This window comes from Mesorhizobium sp. B2-5-13 (assembly GCF_006440535.1).
Taxonomy (GTDB): domain Bacteria; phylum Pseudomonadota; class Alphaproteobacteria; order Rhizobiales; family Rhizobiaceae; genus Mesorhizobium; species Mesorhizobium salmacidum.
In genome coordinates this window covers 264,761-286,544 of the sequence record NZ_VFUI01000001.1, presented here as the reverse complement: position 1 = coordinate 286,544, position 21,784 = coordinate 264,761, and the positions used below count along the sequence as shown (strand labels likewise).

Sequence of the window (21,784 nt, the reverse complement as noted above, 5' to 3'; positions counted from 1 at the left end):
CACACATCGTTGATGACCTCTTGGTTGATGAGCCCATGGTTGATGCGCAATGACGGCGGGGCGATGGCAGCTGGCGCATGGGCGCCATCTCGGGCTTGGCGGCAAGGCCGTGGTGGTCGGCATCCTCAATGTCACGCCCGACAGCTTCTCCGATGGCGGCCTGTTTGATGCTCCCGAAACCGCGCTGGTCCAGGCGCGCCGCATGATCGGGGAAGGCGCCGCAATCATCGATGTCGGCGGAGAATCCACTCGGCCGGGCGCCGCCGCGATCTCGGCCACCGAGGAGCAGGCCCGTATCCTGCCGGTGATCGAGGCGCTGGCGCGTGCGGGCGACATGCTGATCTCGGTGGACACCTATCGTGCGGAGACAGCGCGGCTCGCCGTGGCCGCCGGCGCGCACATCGTCAATGATGTCTGGGGTCTGCAGCGCGAGCCCGGCATTGCGCGAGTGGCGGCCGAAACCGGCGCCGGGCTCGTCATCATGCATACCGGCCGGGATCGCGAGAAGCTTCCCGACGTGATCGCGGACCAGCTGGCGTTCCTGGGGAAATCGCTGGAGATCGGGCGCGGGCAAGGTGTCGCCGACGACCAGATCGTGCTCGACCCCGGCTTTGGTTTCGCCAAGGAGACGGCTGAGGAAAACCTCGACCTGATGGCACGGTTTTCCGAGCTTGATGCACTCGGCTTCCCACTGATGGCCGGTACGTCGCGAAAGCGCTTCATCGGCACCGTCACCGGTCGCGATGCAGCCGACCGGGCAGCCGGGACGGCGGCGACCAGCGTCATTCTCCGGCTCAATGGCGCGCATCTGTTTCGCGTCCATGATGTCGCAATCAACGTGGACGCGCTGGCCGTGGCGGATGCTATGCTGGCGCGGGAAACCGGATCGGAACGCTGAGCCATGTATGTCATCCGCATGAAGAATTGCGCCTTCTTTGCCCGGCACGGCGTGCTGGACGAGGAAGAAGCGCTCGGTCAGCGCTTCTATGTCGATGCCTCGCTCACCGTCGAGCCCGGACGCGCGCTCGTCGATGACGCCATCGGGGAAACCGTCAATTACGGCGTCGCCTTCACCGTCATTGAGGAAATCATCACTGGACACAGGCGTTTCCTGATCGAGGCCTTGGCCCTGGAAGTCGCAAAGGCTCTCACCGGGCGCTTTCCCCAGATCCGCAAAGCCGAGGTTACCGTTCGCAAGCCGAATGCTCCGGTGCCTGGCGTGCTCGATTACGTCGAGGTGACCGTTGTCTGGCCCGAGTAACACCGTCTATCTGAGCCTCGGCGGCAATCTCGGTGATCCGGCCAAGTCGATGGGGGCCGCGTTGCGCCTGCTCGACGCCGATACCGACACTGACGTGGCCGCCGTTTCTTCGCTCTACCGGACGCCGCCCTGGGGCAAGCTCGACCAGCCGGACTTCCTCAACGCGGCCGCCGAATTGTCGACGCGGCTGTCGCCGCGGACATTGCTCGACCTCTGCCTCGATGCCGAGCGAAAGCTCAAACGTGTGCGCGAGGAGAGGTGGGGGCCGCGCCTCATCGACATCGACATCCTGGTGTTCGGCGACCGCATCATCCATGAAACGGGCCTCGAAGTGCCGCATCCGCGCATGCTGGAGCGCGCCTTCGTGCTGGCGCCGCTGGCCGAGATCGCGCCGGACCTTACCGTAGACGGCAAACGCGTTGTCGATCGCCTGGGCGCGGTCGATGCGGCCGGCATCGAGCGGCTGCCATCAGGCCGCGACTGGTGGCTGCGCTAGACCGGCGGTATCAGCCGGAGAAACCACCGTCATCCAGGAACGCTTTTTCCTCAGCAGTCGTCTCGCGGCCGAGCATTCTGTTGCGGTGCGGGAAACGGCCGAAGCGCTGGATGATGTCACGATGTTCCAGCGCGTATTTCAGATTGAACTCGGCCCTGGCGGTGTGAAGTTCGACGGACAGTTCCTGGTCGGCAAGGTTTTCCGAATGTTCGAACGGCAAATAGAGGAACACTCGGACCTCCGGTTCCAGCACGATATCATGGCCGGCAGCGACCGCCTTTTGCGCAAAATGCTTCGCCAACGGGTCGGTGGCATACATATGGCCGGTGCCGCGAAAGCAATTGCGCGGAAACTGATCGAGCAGGATCATCAGCGCCAGCGAGCCTTCGGCATATCCTGACCAGTCGTCGTATTCACGGCGCGCGGCGGCGTAATGGAGGTCGAGGAAGCCGTCGCGGAAATCGGCATCGAAAGCGTTGTTCTTCTCGAACCACGCATCCTCGCCGGCGTCGCGCCAGAATTTGGTGACCGACAGGGCTCTGCTGTCCAGTTCCATTGCCAGATTCCCCAATTCAATTCGCTGGTTCGGATTTATGCAGGACGCCGGCCGTTTCCTCGTTGAGCGCCTGACCGGGACGGCGGGGAGTGGAAAGCGGGGCCGGGATCGGCGTGCCGATATTGCCTTTCAGGAAACGCTGTCCCGAGCGGATGCCTTCGGCGAGCTGGGTCTCGAACCGGGCCGTGTCGCGGCGCCTGACGTCCTCGATCGTTTCGGCGACGTCTTCGGGATCGACGCCCAGCGCCTCGAGGGTCGAGCCACCAAAGACGAGCGCCGATTCGAAGGTTTCGCGCAGCTGATAGTCGACGCCGGCGCGAATGAGTTGCAGTGCCGTGCCGCGGTCGAACGCACGTGCCAGCACCGTAAGCAAGGGAAACTCCGCCTTGACGAGTTCGGCGATCCGGATGGCGGCGTCGGGCTTGTCGACACAGATGAGCACGGCCCGCGCGCGGCCGGCCCCGGCCGCGTGCAGGATGTCCAGCCGCGTGCCGTCGCCATAATAGACCTTGAAGCCGAAATCGGCGGCCGCCTGGATCATCTCGACATCGTTGTCGATGATCGAGACGTCGATGCCGCGCAAGAGCAGGGGTTGGCTCGCGATCTGGCCGAAGCGGCCGAAGCCGATGACCAGCACGCTGCCGGTCAGGCCGTCGGCGACTTCGACGCCATCCAGCGACTGCTCGTCGCGCGGCGTGAAATAGCGCAAGGCAATGATCGCCAGCGGCGTCAGCACCATGGAGATGATGACGATCGCCGTCAGCGTCGCGTTTGCCTGGCCATCGATGATACCCACGGCGGCGGCCGCGGAATAGAGCACGAAAGCGAATTCACCGCCTTGCGCCATGAAGATCGCGCGTTCCAGCGCCTCGCGGTGGCCTGATTTCAGAATGCGGGCGACGATGTAGATGCCGAAAGCCTTCATCACCATGTAGGCGACGACATAGGTGGCGATCAGCTTCCAGTTCGCGGCCACCACATGTAGATCGAGCGACATGCCGACCGCAAGGAAGAACAGGCCGAGCAGGATGCCGCGGAACGGCTCGATGTCGGCTTCGAGTTGATGGCGAAAGGTCGATTCCGAGAGCAGCACGCCGGCCAGGAACGCGCCCATCGCCATCGACAGGCCGCTGAGCTGCATGGCGAGCGCCGACCCGAGTACGACCAGAAGAGCCGCGGCCGTCATCACTTCGCGCGCACGGGCATCCGCCAGGATGCGGAAGAAGGGGTTGAGCAGGTAGCGTCCCGCCACCACCAGTCCCACGATCGCGGCGAGGCCGATGCCGACCTCGGTCAGCCGCTCCGACAGGCTGGTATCGGCACCGCCGGGCGCCAGGAAAGCGATCAGGGCGAGCAGAGGCACGATCGCCAGATCCTCCAGCAGCAGGATGGAAACGATGCGTTGGCCCTTGGGCGAGGCGATTTCGCCGCGTTCCTCAAGAAGCTGCATGACAATGGCCGTCGAGGTCAGCACGAAACCGGCGCCGGCGACGAAGGATTGCGCGATCGGAAACCCTCCGGCCATGCCGACACCGGTCAGCAGCACGGCGCATACCCCGACTTGAAGCGCGCCAAGCCCAAAGATCTCGCGGCGCAGGCCCCAGAGCCGCGACGGCTGCATTTCCAGGCCGATGATGAACAGGAACATGACGACGCCGAGTTCGGCGACGTGGAGGATGGCTCCCGATTCAGAAAAGACACCGATGCCGAATGGGCCGATCACCACGCCGGCGGCCAGGTAACCGAGAATCGAACCGAGACCCATGCGCTTGAAGATCGGGACGGCCACCACACCCGCCGCCAGCAGAGCCACCACCTGAATGAGATCGCTGCCTGATGTTTCCGCTGACATGCCTCTTGTCCCTGTGTCCGACATCACTCCTTGCATGCAGTTGGAGGGGGAAGCAAGGGCGGGGAGCCTGCCAGGACGGGTAGGTGCCGTTGAAGCGGTTCCCCTGGTGGAACAACGGTCTCCGCTTGCCTGTCGGACGACTGGTATCTACATAAGCCCGATGCTTGACTATTCGTCCCGGCCGAGTCCCCCGCCTCACATCCCGATGGATGCGCTCAGCGAAGTTCTACAGGACTTTCGCTTGAGTGGAGTCAATTATGGTCGCTGCGAGCTCCGACATCCTTGGAGCATAGAATTTCTGCAACAATCGCTGCTTCGTTTTCACTTTGTTGGTCAGGGTCCATGCTGGATTTATACCGAAGCGCAAGGCTGGCAGGAGTTGCGCGATGGCGATCTGGTGCTGCTGCCGCAAGGTATCGCCCATCGGCTGGCGAGTGCGCCGGACGTCGTGGGCGACTCGCTCGAGCGTTGCCAGGTGACCAAGTTGGGGGGCAACGTCTGTGAAGTGGTGCGGGAAGGCACAGGCGCGACAAGCACCCTTTTCTGCGGCTCCATGGCCTTGAGTGCCTGTGCGCTAAACCCGCTAATTACGTTGATGCCGCCCATCATCAGGGGTTGCGACGTGGCCGGCAATGACCCGATCGTTGGTCCTTTGCTGGCGGCTATGACCGCGGAAGCCGCGCAACCGCAGATGGGCAGCGCCACCATCTTGTCTCGTATGGCGGACTTGCTGACAGCCCGGCTCATTCGCTGCTGGGTCAATTGCACGGGGGCTTCGACCACCGGATGGCTCGCGGCCATCCGCGACCCCCATATTGGCCGCGCTCTGGCAGCCATGCACAGAGACCCCGGCCATAACTGGACGCTCGAAAGCCTCGCCGGCCTGGCAGGCCAATCTCGCTCGATTTTCGCGAAGCGCTTCAGTGCCGTATTGGGAGAAGGCGCGGCACGCTATCTCGCCCGTCTGCGCATGCAGCTTGCCCGCGATTTGTTGGGGCAAAACGGCTTGTCGGTGGCCGAGGTTGCTACCCGCTTGGGCTATGATTCCGAGGCATCCTTCGCTCGCGCCTTCAAGCGCATCACTAATGTCTCGCCGGGCGTTGTGCGTCGCACAATTCCCGGACGAATAGACATGAATTTCGGATTTTGAGATACATATCATCCGAAAAGACTTGTTTATGAAGATCTCCAAACTTTGGAGATCCTTCCGTGACTGACACAACATTACAGCTTGAAGACGCGGCGATAGACGCCGCGCCGACCACGTGGAGCGCAACCACATGGTTCGCGGTCCTTTCGTTGGCGGCCACCAGCTTTGCGTTGGTGTCCGCCGAATTCCTCCCGGCAGGTCTGTTGACGCCGATGGCGCGCGATCTCGGCATCAGCGAGGGGACGGCCGGGCAGGTGGTCACCGCCACCGCTTCCGTCGGCGCCTTGACGGCCATGTTGAGCAATGTCCTCATCGGCCGATTGAACCGCAAGACGGTGCTTGTCGGCCTCATGGCCTTGGCGGTCGGTTCCAACATTCTTGCGGCGCTGGCGCCCAATTTCTGGCTGTTATTGTTGGGCCGGGCCGGGCTGGGGATCGCTCTCAGCGCTTTCTGGGCCCTTTCGGTAGCCGTCGTGGCGAGGCTGGTTGGCGCAAATGCGACGGGGCGGGGCATGGCTATCGTCACCCTCGGCGTCTCGCTCGCAACAATCGCCGCACCGTCGATGGGCGCGTTGATCAGCGACTGGCTGGGTTGGCGCAGCGCCATGGCCATGACGGCGGGGTTGGCCTTGCTTGCCATGCTGCTGCAGTTACTCAGCCTGCCGACCTTGCCTGCAACGGCAAGCAATAGTCTTGCAGACGTCCTTCGGCTGACACGGCGACGTGGCATTCAACTCGGTATGCTTGCTATCCTTTTGCTGATGACGGGGCATTTTGCCGGCTCGGTCTATGTACGTCCGTTTCTCGAACACGTGACGCTCCTTGCGACCGGGCCAATTGCCCTGGCGTTGCTCGGATTTGGCATCGCGGCTGTGGTCGGCAATATTGCCGGTGGCCGCATGGCCGACGCCAATATCCACGTGGCTCTCGTGGTTACGGCCGCATTGATGGCGTTCGCGGCGCTGGCATTGGTGCTTTGGGGCGTGCACATCGGCGTTGCCTTTGGCTTCGCCACGCTATGGGGCTTCGCCTTCGGCATGGCGCCGGTGGTGCTGCCGACAAATCTGTCTCGCGCGGCGCCGGACGCGCTGGAAGCAGCGGGCAGCCTGATGGTCGCGTCCTTTCAGGTCGCCATCACCATCGGCGCGGTTGTCGGCGGTTATGTTGTGGATACTTATGGCCCGACAGCGCCTTTGACTGCGACTGCCATCCTTGCCGCATCGACGGCCGTCTTGGCACTGCTACAACCGCGCAGCTGAACTTTGCCGCACCGACACAGTAGCCTGAAGCCGGTCGTTGGCAATGTTGCATGCACGTTACACAAGTTGACGTCGGTAACGCGTTGCTTGTTGCCGCAATCGAAGGCTAAGCACGCTCGGCTTCGGCCATTGGGGGTGAGCGGCGATCATGTCCCACCCTTTTGAGGAGATGACTGACATGAAGAAGTTTTTGCTCGTTGCCGTCGGGCTGGCGGTGCTTGCCGGTTCCGCCTGTTCGAAGGCGCCGGAATGCACGACCGAGATGGCGACCAAGAAGGCGCAGGATATGGCCGCCGCGCTGCAGGAGGCGATCACCAAGGATCCCTCCAAGGCGGCTGACCTGACCGCCAAGGTCCAGGCGGTGACGACCAAATATCAGGGCTCTACGACCCTGGCCGACGCCTGCAAGGCGTATGACGAGGTGACCGCCGCGATCAAGGGCTGACGCCCGACTGTTTCAAAGGAGGCGGTGGCGATGGGCTGCCGCCTCTTTGGTTTTTTTGGGGTGTATTCGAGCAATTCCAGGAAAGTGTGAAGCGATTTTCGTCGCTCAGTTCGGCGAGATGGAGCCGACTTCGACGGCATCGACCCGCTTAAGACTCATGCCGATGACCGGCACCAACTGGTCCTGAACGCGCACGGCGATCGTCACCGTCATCGAATTGTCGTCGGGAATGCGTGCCTGCATGACGCCGCGCAGTTGGTTGCGGTTGATGGTGAAGACGACCTTGCGGGCGTCGACGACATTGCCGCCGATGATATCGAGGCCGGCACCGGCCGCGCCACCCATGAAGGAACCCTTGTAGTCGCGGCCCTTGCGCTCGATCTTGGCCGACATCGGCTGGGTGAACATGCCGACCCGGCAACCGCCGTCAAGCGTCATGCCCATCTTGCCGTCGGGGGTGGCGCCGGTGAAGCTGCAGTTGAATTTCGTGCCCTTGTACTTGCCGGCGACGATCTCGCCGGGGCCGATCCACTTGCCTTCGGCCGACTGGAAAAACTGCTTGTCCGGCTCTCCGGCGCAGGCCCCGGAGGCAATACCGGCGACCGCTGCGATCGCCGCCGCCAGGGGCAGGATGCTGGACAGAATTACGCTTTTCATCGACGACACCCGGCAACAACGAGACTGTTTGAAACCGGTTTGACCATGAAGAAGATTGGTTAATGCTTCGTCACCGGGAGCCTTCGAAACCGCAATCCGAGCACCGTCCCAAAGAGCTGGACGCTATTTGGCGGAGCCGGCTGTTTCGGCGTCTTTCTTGGTCGCGAACGATGTCAGGGCGGCGAGAAAATCGCCCAGTCCCGGGCGCTTGGCGGCGCTGAAGGGCAGGGGGCGCGCCGTCTCCATCGCCGCGATGCCGATGCGCGCCGTCATCATGCCGTTGACGACGCCCTCGCCGAGCTTTGCCGAGAGGCGCGCCGCCAGGCCGTGGCCGACGATCTGTTGGACAAAGCTGTCGCCGATGGCAATCGAGCCGGTGACCGCCAGATGCGCCAGCACACTGCGCGCCAGATGGAAGAAACCCAGCGTTCCGGGCCGTCCGCCATAGAGTTCCGACAGCCGGCGGATGAGGCGCCCGGCCTCGAAGACGACATAGGCGACATCGACGAGCGCGCGCGGGCTCACCGCCGTCACCAATGAGACCCGCTTGGCGGCCTCGAGAATCATCACCTTGGCCCTGACATCGAGGGGACCGAGGATTTCCGCTTCCGCCAGGCGCACCAGATTGGCGCCGTCGATGATCTCGCCGCGCAATTCGGCCAGCGCGCGCCGGCCAGCTGCGGTCTCGGGTTTGGCCGCGACAAAGGCCGACAGTTCATCGACCACCGCGCGTGCCGCCTTCGGATCGTCACGCGCGATGGCATTGAGCGCGCGCTTCTGCAGCTTTTCGACTTCGGCGAGGCGGGCGATCGCCAGGAATTCGCGGATCAGGATCACCAGAAGCGCCAGCAGCGCAATCGCCGCCATGCCGGCGGCCAGCCAGCCCAGCCATTCGGCGCGGGCAAAGAGATCGTGTATCAACTGGTCGGTCCACAGGCCGACAGCCAGCGAAACCAGCACGCCGAAGGCGCCGAAAAAGATGCTGCCGAGAACCGAGCGCCTTCTGGGGGCGACCGCCGGCGGTGGCTCGGCGGCAATAATGTCCGGTTCGTCGAAAACGTCGACCTCCGCCGGGATGACCAGCGCCACATCGGCCTTCATCGGGCGCGGTTTGCGCGGCGGTTCGGCCTGGCGCGCTTGCGGCGCGTCTTGTTTCGGCGCGGCTTCCGGCTCGATACGGAATGCCGCCGGTTTGCGGGGCGCGGTCATGCCAGATGGTCTCCGATCAGGAACTGCAAGGCGCGGTCGAGCCTGATATGCGGCAGCGACAGCGTGACACCTTCGGCTGTGCGTTCGAGTTTCGGCGGACGGAACCGGACGAAGCGGATTGCCGGGTCCGTGGAGTCCTGCCTGTGGTCCGACCCCGAAAGATCGAAAACAGCATCAATGTTTTCCGGTAAATCACCAGGAAATATAGCTGTTTCCGTCTTTCCATCGAATGTTTCGCCATTGATCTTCTCGCCGGCGATCGGCGTGCCGATGATAACAGGCAATGTCTCGCGGCCCTGCTTTACGGTACCCTCGCGGGTTGCGCGCACCGCCGCCATGGCGACCACGTCGACATCGGCGCCGGTGAAATTCGCCCGCGCCACGGCGCGGTCAGCCAGGCGCCGCACGATGGCCTGCAGCCGCTCATGACTTTCGTGGTGCAGATGATCGGCCTTGGTCGCTGCGACCAGGATGCGGTCGATACGCCGGGAGAAAAGGTCGGTGAGGAAGCTGCCCCGGCCAGGACGGAAACAGCTCAGGATCTCGGTGACGGCGCGCTCCAGGTCGGCCATGGCACCAGGCCCGGCGTTCAGCGCCTGCATGGCGTCGATGAGCACGATCTGGCGGTCCAGACGCGTGATATGCTCGCGGAAGAATGGTTTGACGACATGCGTCTTGTAGGCCTCGTAGCGCCGTTCCATCATGGCGTGCAGCGAGCCGTTGCGCGCGCGCCTGTCTCCGAGGCCCGCCAGCGGCGCGAAGGTCAGTGCGGGAGAGCCTTCGAGGTCGCCGGGCATCAGGAAACGTCCGGGCGGCAGGGTCGAAAGCGCCCGCTCGTCGAGCTTGCATGCCCTGAGATAGGCGGCGAAGCTATCAGCCAGCCGGCGTGCCGTCATTTCGTCGGCGTCGGCATTCGGGTCGATTTCCGCCGAGATCGCTCGCCAGGCCCGCGAAAGGTCCTCGCGCACTGGCAGCGTGGCCATTTCGAGGGCTTCGCGCGAAAAATCGGCGAAGGATTTGCCGAGCAGCGGCAGGTCGAGCAGCCATTCGCCGGGGTAATCGACAATGTCGACCGACAGTTTGCCTGACGAAAACATGCGGTTCCAGCCGGAGGCCGATTCATATTCGATCGTCAGCCGCAGTTCCGAAATGGCGCGGGTCGAGTCCGGCCAGACGCGATCGTTGACCAGAGCGGCGATGTGGTCCTCGTACTGAAAACGCGGCACGGCATCGTCGGGCTGCTGTTCGAGGAAGGCGCGCGCGATCCGCCCCGATTTTTGCGCCTCGAAGAGCGGCAGGCGTCCGCCGTGGATCAGATTGTGGACGAAGGCCGAGATGAAGACGGTCTTGCCCGCGCGGGAGAGACCCGTGACACCCAGACGCAGCGATGGAGAAAAAAGTCCGGTGGCACGTCCCGACAAAGTGTCGAGGGCAATTCTTGCCTCGTCGGTGAAGGTGGTCAGCGATGATGCCAAAATGTGCTCTCTCGGACTTGCGTCCGTCCGATATAGGCGCTGGAACCAGGCTTTGAAATGGTGCTGGAAATCGGCATCAGAGATCGGCAGGTGTCAGGAACGCTTCGAGATAACCCGCTCCCTGGGCCGCTTTCGCCAGATTGCCGGGGAAACGGACGACGGCGAGCCCCGAGGTCGGAAAGCCATGATTGAGCATTGCCCGCTCCGTCTCGCCACCATCGCCCGAAACCGCCATGGCGAGATCCTCAGTCATCGGGTTGTGGCCTATGACCAGCAATGACCCGGGTCCGCCATGATCCCGGACGAGCCGGAGATAGCCGGCCGCGTCTTCGCTGTAGAGCGTGTCGAAAAACAGCACCTTGCCTGTGTCGGTCTGGCCGGCCAGACCCTCGAGCGTTTCCCTGGCGCGTTTGGCGTTGGAGCACAGCGTCAGGTCCGGAACATAGGAGCGGGATCGCATCGCGGTCCCCATCTTTTCGGCATCGGCGCGGCCGGATGCGTCGAGTGGACGATCGAAATCACGCATGCCTGGCAAGGCCCAGCCGGCCTTGGCGTGTCGCAACAGATAAAGCCTGCTCACACAACCTCCAATGAAGCCCGAAAAGCCGAAGTCCTGCCGCGATTAGCCACGAGAAAAGCTTCGCGCACAATGGTGCGCGTTCTTCGGCACGGCGAATCACTTGCAGGACGATCGGCGAGCATCGTCGTACTTTCGCCATCAAAACAGATTTATCCCGCTCCGGCGAAGGCCGGAGACACACTTTAACAATTGCGTGAGTCGGCGGTTGATTGCGCTTGTGCAGGCGTCTGGCGGCGAATATATAAGCGCCAAATTTGGGGCTGTTGGGTGAGTCGAATGAACGACATCGTTACCGCCGATTACGTACCCTCCGAAGACGAGCCGTTCATGAACGAACGGCAGAAATCCTACTTCCGCTCGAAGCTCGTCACCTGGAAAAATGACATCTTGCGCGAAGCGCGCGAAACACTCGAAATCCTGCAGCAGGAAAACGCCAACCATCCCGACCTCGCCGACCGCGCCTCTTCGGAAACCGACCGCGCCATCGAGCTCAGGGCCCGTGACCGTCAGCGAAAGCTCATCTCAAAGATCGATTCGGCGCTGCAGCGCATCGACGAAGGCACTTATGGCTATTGCGAGGAGACCGGTGAGCCGATCGCGTTGAAGCGGCTCGACGCGCGCCCGATCGCTACCTTGTCGATCGAAGCGCAGGAGCGGCATGAGCGCCGTGAAAAAGTCTATCGCGACGACTGATAGATCGCCTCTGCATTGATTGCCAAATGGCCGGTTCTCCGGCCATTTTTGTTCGATGTTGGCGCACACTTGAACGTCGACTGCTTCAATTCACTGGCAGGCGGCCCGGGCGCAAATCATCTCTTCTGGCTCGAGAGTTCGCCCAAAAGCCTGGTCATTTCATCGTCGAGCGACGGCGCCTTGGCTGCCGGTTTGTCGGCCGGCCCGCCGGACTGGGGCTGGTCTAGCGAAACTTCGAGTTCCTTCATCAGCGTGTCGTCGATGCTGTCCTGCCTCGGCGGCGGCGGTGGCGCGTGCCTGACGGCATTGGCGTTGGCGGAGCCATAGGCAGGCAGCGGCGTGACATTGGTCGACTGATAGGGTTGCGCCGCTGGTTTCGGTGTGGGAGCCGGGGCCGGTGGCGGCGCTGCCGGGCGCTGGCGGGCGGGTCCTGCCACCGGCTGCGGAGCGGGTGCTTGTCTGGGAGGCGCGGGAGCGGGCTGCGGCGGCCGCGGCTTCGCGGCCGCCGGGACAGGCTGCAGGCCGCCATCTCCGGTCAACGCAGGACGACGCGGCGCGGCGAGGCGGATGTCGCGTTCGACAACAACGTCGGTCGGGCCGCCGATCAGGAGCAGATGTTCGATGTCGTCGCGTCGCACCAGCACCAGTCGGCGATGGCTGTCGACGGCGGTGGCGTCCATGACAGCGAGCCGCGTCTTGCGGTTGCGGCCCCCCGCGACAAACGTGCCGAAGGTCAGGTTGCGCACGAGCCTGACGATGATGAGAACGATGACCAGCAGGATCAGCGCCGCGAAGGTCCACAGGAGTGCCGCCGCATAACCGGGACCCGCTACGCTATCCAGCCACTGCATTGGTTTCCCCTGATCGGTTTTGGAAAGTGACGCGACACTAGACCGTTGCGACTGGCCACCGCAAGTTGCCTTTCACTCATCGTGAACAGCTTGAAACACAGGGAAGGCCGGCCGACATCATTTTTATCTGACATTTGCCGCCCAGGCCTTTTCCGGATTAGGAGAATGTGATTCAACCGGCTAAAGCGCGTCGCGCTGAAGCAGATTCATGCGACGCGCTTTAGGTCCTTGTTTTTCATGCATGTCGTTTTCGCGAAACCGAAGTCACTTTTGGGCGACATGCATTAGGGGCGGGTGTCGGAAACTCGGATTTCACGAGCAGGGGGCATATGGCCAAGGAAGCGCGCGGCGATTTCTATCCGGTACCGATCGTCGACCAGAATACGCGACCGGGCGCGGTCACCCGGCTTATCATCTTCATCGTCGTTCTGACGGGAGCGGCAATCGTCTTCGGCCTTTTCCGGGAGCGCCTCGGCGATCCCTTCCTGCTCGGCATGCTCGGCGTGCTGGCGATGATCGGCGTCGGCTTCCTGTTCGCGACCGCGATCGGCTTCGTGCAGATCACACCGCGCTCGACGGGCGACGAACTGTCCAAGGCTTTCGTCGACTCGATGTCACAGGGCCTGCTGGTCACGGACACCAAAGGCCGCGTCGTCTACGCCAACCGGGCCTATGCCGATATGACCGGGGCCTCCTCGGCCGCAGACCTGAAGACGGTCGAAGGATTGCTCTCCGATATCCCCGAAGCCTCGGTGACCATCTACCGGCTGGCGTCCGGCCTGCGTGACGGGCAGCCGGGCGACGGCGAGTTCCGGCTCGCGCAATCGATCCGGCCCGGCGCTGAACCGGGCGCCCGCTGGTATCGGGCACGCGCCCGCACGTTCAGCGTCCCGGGCCAGCGGCTGCCGATGCTGGCCTGGCAGCTCGCCGATATTTCGCAGGAGCGGGCCGAGCAGGAGCGTTTCTTCCTCGATCTGCAGAAGGCCATCGATCACCTCGACCACGCACCGGCCGGTTTCTTTTCGGCCGACCAGGACGGCCGCGTCACCTATATCAATGCCACGCTTGCCGGATGGCTGGGCATCGACCTTGCCAGCTTCACGCCTGGCGCCGTCACCTTGCCAGATATCGTTGCCGGCGACGGCATGGCGCTGGTGCGCTCCGTCAAGGCGGATCCCGGCACGACGCGCAATGCGGTCATCGATCTCGACTTGACGACGATGACCGGCGAGGCGCTGCCGGTACGCTTCATGCATCGCGTTTCGGCCAGCCGGGAGGGCGTCGGCGGCCCAACACGCACCATCGTGCTCAACCGCACGCAAGGCGAGGATGCCTCGGCCGATCTGCGCGCTTCGGAAGTGCGCTTCACCCGCTTCTTCAATTCGACACCAATGGCGATCGCCGGTGTCGATGCCAGCGGGCGCATCCTGCGCACCAACGCACCTTTTCTTTCGCTGTTTTCCTCGGTCGTCGACCGCGATGCCGTGGATCGCCGCGTGCGGCTCGACACGGTGATCCATGACCGCGACCGGCCGGCCTTTGCAGCCGCGTTCGAGAAAGCCCGGCAGCGGCAGGCCGACATCGAACCGATCGACACCGTGCTGCCCGGCAATGAAGAGCGGCACATCCGTTTCTACGTCAACGCCGTCGCCGACGGCACCGGCGGCGAAGGAGCCGAGGAATCGGCCATCGTCTACGCCGTCGAGACGACCGAGCAGAAGGCGCTCGAAGGGCAGATGGCGCAAAGCCAGAAGATGCAGGCCGTCGGCCAGCTCGCCGGTGGCATCGCACACGACTTCAACAATGTGCTGACCGCCATCATCATGGCATCGGATCTGCTGTTGACCAATCACCGGCCGTCGGATCCGTCCTTCCCAGACATCATGAACATCAAGCAGAACGCCAATCGCGCGGCCTCCCTGGTGCGACAGTTGCTGGCCTTCTCGCGCAAGCAGACGCTGCGGCCGGAAGTGCTGAACCTCACCGACGTACTCGCCGATCTCAGGATGCTGCTTGCCCGGCTGGTCGGCAACGACATCAAGCTCAAGGTCGACCACGGCCGCGACCTGTGGCCGGTCAAGGTCGATATCGGCCAGTTCGAGCAAGTGGTGGTTAACCTGGCGGTCAACGCGCGCGACGCGATGCCGACCGGCGGCGATCTCACGGTGCGCACCCGCAACGTGACCGCCGAGGAGTGCAAGAACTTTGCCTATCGCGAACTCACCGCGGCCGACTATGTGGTGGTCGAAGTCGAGGATACCGGCAGCGGCATCGCGCCCGACGTGCTGAAGAAGATCTTCGAGCCGTTCTTCACCACCAAGGAGGTCGGCAAGGGCACGGGCCTTGGCCTGTCCATGGTTTACGGCATCATCAAGCAGACCGGCGGCTTCATTTTCTGTGATTCCGAACTCGGCAAGGGGTCGACTTTCCGCATCTTCCTGCCACGTCACATCGCTGAAGCGAAAAACGCGGCTGAACCCGGCGAAGCGCCGGCCACGGCGCCGGCCAAACCGGTCGACAATGCCAAGGACCTGTCCGGGTCGGCCACGGTGCTGCTGGTCGAGGACGAGGACGCGGTTCGCATGGGTGGCATGCGGGCACTGACCTCGCGCGGCTACACCGTTCACGAGGCGTCCTCGGGCGTCGAGGCGCTGGAAGTGTTCGAAGCGCTCGGCGGCAAGGTCGATATCGTTGTTTCCGACGTGGTGATGCCGGAAATGGACGGGCCGACGCTGCTCGGTGAATTGCGCAAACGCCAGCCGGACATCAAGTTCGTCTTCGTCTCCGGCTATGCCGAGGACGCATTCGCCAGGAACCTGCCGGCGGAGGCGCATTTCGGCTTCCTGCCAAAGCCGTTCTCGCTCAAGCAACTGGCCACGATCGTGAAGGATGTGCTTGAATCCTAGTGGTTCGGACCTGACGGAAGAGTGCCTGTCGCGGGCCGGACCGGTATTCGCCGGACGGTCTTGATCCAAGTTGCGTTAAGGGCAGCTATGACGCTCGGATTATCGGCATAGCTACTCCGGAGTGCCTGCTCCTCTCCCTTTATATCCGCACATTTCAACGAGTGCATGATCTTATCGACCTTCACTGCTTGCTTGGGATCGATTGCCTTTTGGGTCCATTCAAAACAACTGGCGCGACGACCGACAAAGTCAATTACATTCGCAGGCAGGCTGGTGTCACCAGCATGTGCGGGGGCGCAAGCTGCAAGCCAAACGGTGGTTGCAACAGCAATGCATGAAAGGGAATATCCAACAAGCCTCAAGCGCGGCGCCTTCAAAAGCATCGTCGATCTCCAAACCGCCATCAGCCGCTACGTGGTGTCGAGGCCATTCTTCTGAACTCGGGACCCGCGAAATCATTGCAGCGGTCAGACGTGGGCACCAAGTGTTAGATTCTATCCATTAGGTATTTCTGATGCCGCGCCCTTGCACAACGCCGTAACAACACCATGATTATTGACAGTATGGCAGGCGGGCTTGGGGGAGCAGCTGTTGACGCCACACATCGAGGCAGACAAGGGCGACTACGCCGACACGGTTTTGTTGCCGGGCGACCCGCAGCGCGCGGAGTGGATGGCGCAGACTTTCCTGGACGCGCCGCGCTGCGTCAATCGTCGACGCGGCGCTCTTGGTTTTACCGGCCTGTTTCGCGGCAAGCCCCTTAGCATTCAGGCGACGGGTATCGGTGTTTCGTCGTTCCTGATCTATGCGCATGAATTGCTTGACTATTATGGTGCCCGAACACTGATCCGTACCGGTACCTGCGGTACCCTGAGCGCCGAGGCAAAGCTGCGCAGCCTTGTGATCTCGCAATCGGCACGGCCTGAAGACACCGAGAGCGGTAGGGTCTTTGGTCTTTACGAAGCTGATGTCGGCCCGGATCCAGCGCTGCTCGCTTGCGCATTGGCCAAGGCAACCGAACTCGGCATCGACCACCACGCCGGCCTGACAGCCTGCACCGACATATTCTACCGTCCTGAAGCGCCCGCCCGCTATGCCGATGCAAAGGCGCTCGGAGCGCTGGCCGTAGACATGGAAACCAGCGCTCTCTATCGCATCTCGGCGCATTTCGGCGCGAGGGCATTGTCGCTGCTGACCGTCGTCGACAATCTCATCACAGGCGAACAGGCCGACTATTCCGAACGCCAGGAGCTTTTCACCGACATGAGCCGCCTGGCGCTCGAAATTGCCACGCAAGGGCGCTAGGCGGCCCCGCGCTTCAGCACCTCCTCCATGGATGGCCGGTGGCCGCGAAGACGTGCAGACCGCTGGGGCCCCCCAACGGCGGCGAGGGCCTATTGTGTGCCTCCCCGGGTGCAGGTCGAGGCGGTGAAGGCGCCATCGGGCTGCTTCATGATGATGTCGAAGGAGGGCGGGCTCTGGCCGTCGAGCGTTGCCTGGGTCATCGAGAGCGCGTTGCCGCCAGTGGTGTAGCCGCCCAGCGGGCCCAGCCACGAGATCACACCGTTTGCGTCCATCTGGTAATTGTAAGCCTGTTTGGCGGTACCGAAGGTGACGGGCCCCGTGTAGACATTTCCCTTGATGGTGATGTCGCCGAGATTGAGGAACAGGCCGAGCAGGTAGACTTCGCAGTGATAGGTGCCATCGGGCATCTTGCCGTCGCTGAAGTCGGCCCGCGCCGCTGCGGTTGCCGCCGCCAGAGACCATATGCCGATGAATATGCGTGAGATGCCTGATGTCATGATGCCGTCCGCTTGAACGACAAGCTTGCCCTATTTTTGCGCCGCGCCGCAACATTTGTTGCCCGCGACGCGTGTGCTGCGGCCAAAATATAGGCATTTGGAGAAAATGGGCTAAAATTAGGCAAACGCGCTCTACACTGCGCAATTTTCCCTCAGTCGATTTTCAACCGGTTCTCTTCTATCTGTTCGTGCTAATATAGCAAACATCTGATAATGTTGTGATATTTCCCTATTTTCGGCATACCTTCAGCGGTTGGCATGGGGGTTGCATTGCATTGTCGCGGTGCAATCAACCAGCCTGGGAGTCTTCCGTAATGAGGGGTAATTTCTCGACAATAGCAAAAATGTTCTCGGCGAGCGTGGTTGCCGCCGGTCTGATGGCCGCTCCGGCCAAGGCTGCCGACGACACGATCAAGGTCGGCATTCTCCATTCGCTGTCGGGCACGATGGCGATCTCGGAAACGACGCTGAAGGACGCCATGCTGATGCTCATCGACGAGCAGAACGCCAAGGGCGGCCTGCTCGGCAAGAAGCTCGAAGCTGTCGTGGTCGATCCGGCATCCAACTGGCCCCTGTTCGCCGAAAAGGCGCGCGAGCTCATCTCGAAGGACAAGGTCGCGGCGGTGTTTGGCTGCTGGACCTCGGTGTCGCGCAAATCGGTGCTGCCAGTATTCTCGGAACTGGACAATATCCTGTTCTATCCCGTCCAGTATGAGGGCGAGGAGAGCGAACGCAACGTGTTCTACACGGGTGCCGCGCCGAACCAGCAGGCGATTCCAGCTGTCGACTACCTGATGAGCGAGGATGGCGGCTCGGTGAAGCGCTGGGTGCTCGAAGGAACCGACTACGTCTATCCACGCACCACCAACAAGATCCTCGAAGCCTACCTGAAGTCGAAGGGCGTCGCTGCCGAAGACATCATGGTCAACTATACGCCGTTCGGCTTCGCCGACTGGCAGACCGAGGTTTCGGCGATCAAGAAGTTCGGCTCGGCCGGTAAGAAGACGGCCGTTGTCTCGACCGTCAATGGCGACGCCAACGTGCCATTCTACAAGGAACTCGGTAACCAGGGCATCAAGGCCGAGGACATCCCGGTCATGGCCTTCTCGGTCGGCGAGGAAGAGCTGGCCGGTCTCGACACCGCACCCCTGGTCGGCCATCTTGCCGCCTGGAACTACTTCGAGAGCATCGATACGCCCGAGAACAAGAAGTTCATCGCCGACTGGCACAAGTTCATCAAGAACGACAAGCGCACCACCAACGATCCGATGGAAGCCCATTATATCGGCTTCAACATGTGGGTGAAGGCGGTCGAGAAGGCCGGCACCACCGATCCGGACAAGGTGATCGACGCCATGGTCGGCGTTTCGGTGCCCAACCTGACCGGTGGCTATGCGACGATGATGCCGAACCACCACATCACCAAGCCGGTGCTGATCGGCGAAATCCAGGCCGACGGCCAGTTCGAAACGGTTTCGCGCACACCGGGCCTGGTGATGGGCGACGAGTGGTCGGACTATCTGCCGGACTCCAAGGACCTGATCTCCGATTGGCGCAAGCCTCTGTCCTGCGGCAACTTCAACGTTGCCACGGGCAAATGCGGCGGCAAGGGCACAAACTGATCCTCCCAGGTCTGCCGGGCTGGGCCCTCAGGCCCATGCCCAAGACCGCGCGCGTCCGGGCCGTTTTTCCTCCACAGTCCGGACGCCTAATTTCAAGCCTCCAAGGGTCCACAAAAGCCGATGACCTTGATCCGCACGATTGGCCTGACGCTGCTGTTCCTGCTGGCGATGCTGTCGTCGTCGGGGGCAGGCGAAGCCGATCTGCGCGCCACCATCGCCAAGTTCGCTACTGCCAAGGGTTTTTCGGACATCGGAGCAGTGGTGCATGAACTAACCGCCACAGGCGATCCAACGGTCGAAAGGCCGCTCTCGGCACTCGCCGACGGCAACCTCTATATCCGCAAGGCCGATTCCCTGGTTTTCGTCGGCAAGGAAGCCGGCGAAAGCATCCAGCTTTTCGACCCGCTCGGCAGCGACGCATCAGGCGAGGCTGCCAAGGACGACGTCACCAAGATCAAGGTCAACAACACGCTGCGTCGCGTCATCCGCGACGCGCTGGGCACGTTGACGCTTGGCGCCAAGGATTCGGCCGCACGACTGGCCGCGGCCGACACTATGTTCAAAACACCCGATGCCGCGAACATAGAGCCACTCGACACGGCGATCGCCAAAGAGACCGCGGCTGGCGTCAAGGCCCTGCTCGAACAGGCTCGTGCGGCCTCGGTGCTTGTGTCCGATAGGCCTGAGGCTGACAAACTCGCCGCAGTCGCCTTGATCGGTACGCGTGGTGACCGCGATGCGGTTTCGCTGCTCACCTCGGTCGAAGCCAGTGCGTCGGGCGCGGTCAAGGACGCGGCGACGGCGGCGATCGCCAGCATCAATTCGACGCTGGCCTTGTGGGATGCCGGCCAGAACATCTGGTACGGGATTTCGCTGGGTTCGGTCCTGCTGCTGGCGGCGATCGGGCTTGCCATCACCTTCGGTGTCATGGGTGTCATCAACATGGCGCATGGCGAGATGGTGATGCTTGGCGCCTACACGACCTTCGTCGTCCAGCAGGTGATCCGGACATCCTTTCCCGGATTGTTCGACTGGTCGCTGGTGATAGCGCTGCCGCTTGCCTTCCTGGTCGCGGCTTTCGTCGGTCTCATCATCGAGCGCGGTGTGATCCGCTTCCTCTACGGGCGGCCGCTGGAGACGCTGCTGGCGACCTGGGGCGTCTCGCTTATCCTGCAGCAGGCGGTGCGCTCGATCTTCGGGCCGACCAACCAGGAGGTCGGCAATCCGTCCTGGATGTCCGGCTCCTTCGACATCGGGCAACTGGCCATCACCTGGAACCGTCTGTGGATTCTGGTGTTCGCGCTCACGGTGTTCGGCATGTTGCTCTACGTGATGAAGCGCACGCCCTGGGGCCTGCAGATGCGCGCCGTCACCGCCAACCGGCGCATGGCCGCCTCGATGGGAATCAGGACGCCGTGGGTCGACGCTTTGACTTTCGCGCTAGGATCGGGAATTGCCGGCATTGCCGGCGTCGCGCTCAGCCAGATCGACAATGTCTCGCCCAATCTCGGCCGCGGCTACATCATCGACAGCTTCATGGTCGTCGTCTTCGGCGGTGTCGGCAATCTCTGGGGTACGCTGGTCGGCGCCTTTTCGCTCGGCATCGTCAACAAGGTTCTCGAGCCTTATGCCGGCGCCGTCCTCGGAAAGATTGTCGTGCTGGTGCTGATCATCCTGTTCATCCAGAAGCGCCCGCGCGGCCTGTTCGCGCTCAAGGGCAGGGCGGTGGAAGCATGATGTCAGGACGCTTCTTCGCCGCGGGTGCCGACCGCCGCCTTGCCATCACCATTTTCGTCCTGCTGGCGGTGGCCGTCATCGTGCCGCTGCTCAACCTGGCCGTCTCGCCGACCAGCGCTTTCTACGTGCCGTCCTACATCGTGGCGCTGACCGGCAAATATCTCTGCTACGCGCTGCTGGCGCTCTCGCTCGACCTGGTCTGGGGCTATTGCGGCATCCTTTCGCTCGGCCACGGCGCCTTCTTCGCGCTCGGCGGCTATGCGATGGGGATGTATCTGATGCGTCAAATCGGCTCGCGCGGCGTCTACGGCAATCCGATCCTGCCCGATTTCATGGTGTTCCTGAACTACAAGGAGCTGCCCTGGTTCTGGACCGGCTTCGACCATTTCTGGTTCGCCGGCCTCATGGTCCTGGCAGTGCCCGGTCTGCTTGCCTTCATCTTCGGCTGGTTCGCCTTCCGAAGCCGTGTCACCGGCGTCTACCTCTCGATCATCACTCAGGCGATGACCTATGCGCTGCTGCTCGCCTTCTTTCGCAATGACATGGGTTTCGGCGGCAACAACGGCCTGACCGATTTCAAGGATATTCTCGGCTTCAATGTGCAAGCCGATGCGACCCGTTCGGCACTGTTCGCGGCCAGCGCCATCATGCTCGCACTCGCCGTCTTCATCACCTGGGCGATCGTCGGCTCCAAATACGGCAAGCTCCTGATGGCCGTGCGCGACGCTGAAAGCCGCACGCGCTTCCTCGGCTGGCGGGCGGAGAACGTAAAACTGTTTGCCTTCACCGTCTCGGCCGTCATGGCCGGCATTGCCGGCGCGCTCTATGTGCCGCAGGTAGGCATCATCAATCCCGGCGAGTTCGAGCCGTCCAATTCGATCGAGGTCGTAATCTGGGCGGCCGTCGGCGGGCGCGGCACAATTGTCGGGCCGATCATCGGCGCGCTGCTGGTCAATGCCGGGAAATCCTGGTTCACCGGCGTGCTGCCGGAATTCTGGTTGTTCGCGCTCGGCGGCCTGTTCGTCGCCGTCACCTTGCTCTTGCCCAAGGGCATCATCGGCATGTGGGACAGTTGGCGCGGCAATGCCAGGGCGTTGCGCGCGGCTTCCCTCGCTGAAGAAGCCGGCACCGAGGTTGGGACCGCGTCCGCGACGTCGAAGCCCGCTCGCTCGCCGGCGCGAAATCCGGGCGAATGGTCCTGGTCCGACTCCGAACCGCAGGCGGCGGAGTAAG

20 protein-coding genes are annotated in these 21,784 nt (G+C 62.7%); 12 read left to right on the top strand and 8 right to left on the bottom strand.

Going from position 1 to position 21,784, the window contains the following annotated elements:
* Positions 1-49 precede the first annotated feature (49 nt).
* Genes folP through folK form a run of 3 tightly spaced genes read left to right on the top strand, consistent with a single transcriptional unit; the run spans position 50 to position 1,757 of the window.
* Complete coding sequence (gene folP / locus FJ434_RS01475; RefSeq protein WP_140750134.1) at positions 50-898, top strand: dihydropteroate synthase; 849 nt, start codon at positions 50-52, stop codon at positions 896-898.
* A 3-nt stretch (positions 899-901) separates the two neighbouring features.
* The gene (gene folB, locus FJ434_RS01470; protein ID WP_023773903.1) at positions 902-1,261 is read left to right on the top strand and encodes a dihydroneopterin aldolase; all 360 of its coding nucleotides are present in this window, start codon (positions 902-904) and stop codon (positions 1,259-1,261) included.
* Positions 1,245-1,757: a 2-amino-4-hydroxy-6-hydroxymethyldihydropteridine diphosphokinase gene (gene folK, locus FJ434_RS01465; RefSeq protein WP_140503675.1), complete on the top strand. Its 513-nt coding sequence runs from the start codon at positions 1,245-1,247 to the stop codon at positions 1,755-1,757. Before folB ends, folK begins: the two co-directional genes overlap by 17 nt.
* A 10-nt stretch (positions 1,758-1,767) precedes the next feature.
* Here the strand turns inward: folK and FJ434_RS01460 are convergent, their stop codons facing one another.
* Complete coding sequence (locus FJ434_RS01460) at positions 1,768-2,313, bottom strand: DUF924 family protein (protein WP_140503677.1); 546 nt, start codon at positions 2,311-2,313, stop codon at positions 1,768-1,770.
* Positions 2,314-2,329: 16 nt separating this feature from the next.
* On the bottom strand, positions 2,330-4,165 hold the full coding sequence (locus FJ434_RS01455; RefSeq protein ID WP_140750136.1) for a monovalent cation:proton antiporter-2 (CPA2) family protein: 1,836 nt from the start codon (positions 4,163-4,165) through the stop codon (positions 2,330-2,332).
* Positions 4,166-4,325: 160 nt separating this feature from the next.
* Here FJ434_RS01455 and FJ434_RS01450 point away from each other — a divergent pair, with 160 nt between their 5' ends.
* The 3 genes from FJ434_RS01450 to FJ434_RS01440 all read left to right on the top strand — a co-directional run bounded on the left by FJ434_RS01450 (position 4,326) and on the right by FJ434_RS01440 (position 7,019).
* On the top strand, positions 4,326-5,315 hold the full coding sequence (locus FJ434_RS01450; RefSeq protein ID WP_140750138.1) for an AraC family transcriptional regulator: 990 nt from the start codon (positions 4,326-4,328) through the stop codon (positions 5,313-5,315).
* Between the two features lie 59 nt (positions 5,316-5,374).
* The gene (locus FJ434_RS01445; protein ID WP_140750140.1) at positions 5,375-6,574 is read left to right on the top strand and encodes an MFS transporter; all 1,200 of its coding nucleotides are present in this window, start codon (positions 5,375-5,377) and stop codon (positions 6,572-6,574) included.
* 178 nt (positions 6,575-6,752) lie between these two features.
* Complete coding sequence (locus FJ434_RS01440) at positions 6,753-7,019, top strand: hypothetical protein (protein WP_140503685.1); 267 nt, start codon at positions 6,753-6,755, stop codon at positions 7,017-7,019.
* Positions 7,020-7,124: 105 nt separating this feature from the next.
* On the opposite strand, the gene FJ434_RS01435 is transcribed toward FJ434_RS01440, so the two are convergent.
* The 4 genes from FJ434_RS01435 to FJ434_RS01420 form a co-directional block, all read right to left on the bottom strand.
* On the bottom strand, positions 7,125-7,676 hold the full coding sequence (locus FJ434_RS01435; RefSeq protein WP_140711758.1) for a hypothetical protein: 552 nt from the start codon (positions 7,674-7,676) through the stop codon (positions 7,125-7,127).
* A gap of 123 nt (positions 7,677-7,799) precedes the next feature.
* The gene (locus tag FJ434_RS01430) at positions 7,800-8,885 is read right to left on the bottom strand and encodes a TIGR01620 family protein (RefSeq protein WP_140750142.1); all 1,086 of its coding nucleotides are present in this window, start codon (positions 8,883-8,885) and stop codon (positions 7,800-7,802) included.
* The gene (locus FJ434_RS01425) at positions 8,882-10,360 is read right to left on the bottom strand and encodes a YcjX family protein (RefSeq protein WP_140750144.1); all 1,479 of its coding nucleotides are present in this window, start codon (positions 10,358-10,360) and stop codon (positions 8,882-8,884) included. Before FJ434_RS01425 ends, FJ434_RS01430 begins: the two co-directional genes overlap by 4 nt.
* A gap of 76 nt (positions 10,361-10,436) precedes the next feature.
* Positions 10,437-10,940, bottom strand: a complete 504-nt coding sequence (locus tag FJ434_RS01420) for a histidine phosphatase family protein (RefSeq protein WP_027144925.1) — start codon at positions 10,938-10,940, stop codon at positions 10,437-10,439.
* Between the two features lie 276 nt (positions 10,941-11,216).
* Here FJ434_RS01420 and dksA point away from each other — a divergent pair, with 276 nt between their 5' ends.
* Positions 11,217-11,633, top strand: coding sequence for an RNA polymerase-binding protein DksA (dksA, locus tag FJ434_RS01415; RefSeq protein WP_027144926.1), 417 nt, complete (start codon positions 11,217-11,219; stop codon positions 11,631-11,633).
* Between the two features lie 116 nt (positions 11,634-11,749).
* Here the strand turns inward: dksA and FJ434_RS01410 are convergent, their stop codons facing one another.
* Entirely contained in the window at positions 11,750-12,484 is a 735-nt protein-coding gene (locus FJ434_RS01410; protein WP_140750146.1) for a flagellar biosynthetic protein FliO, read from the bottom strand.
* A 329-nt stretch (positions 12,485-12,813) separates the two neighbouring features.
* Between FJ434_RS01410 and FJ434_RS01405 the strand changes: the two genes are divergently transcribed.
* Together FJ434_RS01405 and FJ434_RS01400 are read left to right on the top strand one after the other, a co-directional pair.
* A complete protein-coding gene (locus tag FJ434_RS01405; RefSeq protein ID WP_140503694.1) occupies positions 12,814-15,390 on the top strand; it encodes an ATP-binding protein in 2,577 nt (858 codons plus the stop codon).
* 591 nt (positions 15,391-15,981) lie between these two features.
* A complete protein-coding gene (locus tag FJ434_RS01400) occupies positions 15,982-16,695 on the top strand; it encodes a DeoD-type purine-nucleoside phosphorylase (protein WP_140750148.1) in 714 nt (237 codons plus the stop codon).
* Positions 16,696-16,784: 89 nt separating this feature from the next.
* Here FJ434_RS01400 and FJ434_RS01395 read toward each other — a convergent pair whose 3' ends face one another.
* Positions 16,785-17,192, bottom strand: a complete 408-nt coding sequence (locus tag FJ434_RS01395; RefSeq protein WP_140750150.1) for a hypothetical protein — start codon at positions 17,190-17,192, stop codon at positions 16,785-16,787.
* A 344-nt stretch (positions 17,193-17,536) separates the two neighbouring features.
* On the opposite strand from FJ434_RS01395, the gene urtA reads away from it, so the two are divergent.
* The 3 genes from urtA (at position 17,537) to urtC (ending at position 21,783) form a co-directional block, all read left to right on the top strand.
* Positions 17,537-18,814 (top strand): urea ABC transporter substrate-binding protein, encoded by a 1,278-nt coding sequence (urtA, locus tag FJ434_RS01390; protein ID WP_246678323.1) that lies wholly within the window; start codon positions 17,537-17,539, stop codon positions 18,812-18,814.
* A 120-nt stretch (positions 18,815-18,934) separates the two neighbouring features.
* A complete protein-coding gene (urtB, locus tag FJ434_RS01385) occupies positions 18,935-20,551 on the top strand; it encodes an urea ABC transporter permease subunit UrtB (RefSeq protein WP_140750154.1) in 1,617 nt (538 codons plus the stop codon).
* Positions 20,548-21,783, top strand: a complete 1,236-nt coding sequence (urtC, locus tag FJ434_RS01380) for an urea ABC transporter permease subunit UrtC (RefSeq protein ID WP_140750156.1) — start codon at positions 20,548-20,550, stop codon at positions 21,781-21,783. Before urtB ends, urtC begins: the two co-directional genes overlap by 4 nt.
* The last annotated feature ends 1 nt before the right edge of the window (position 21,784 follow it).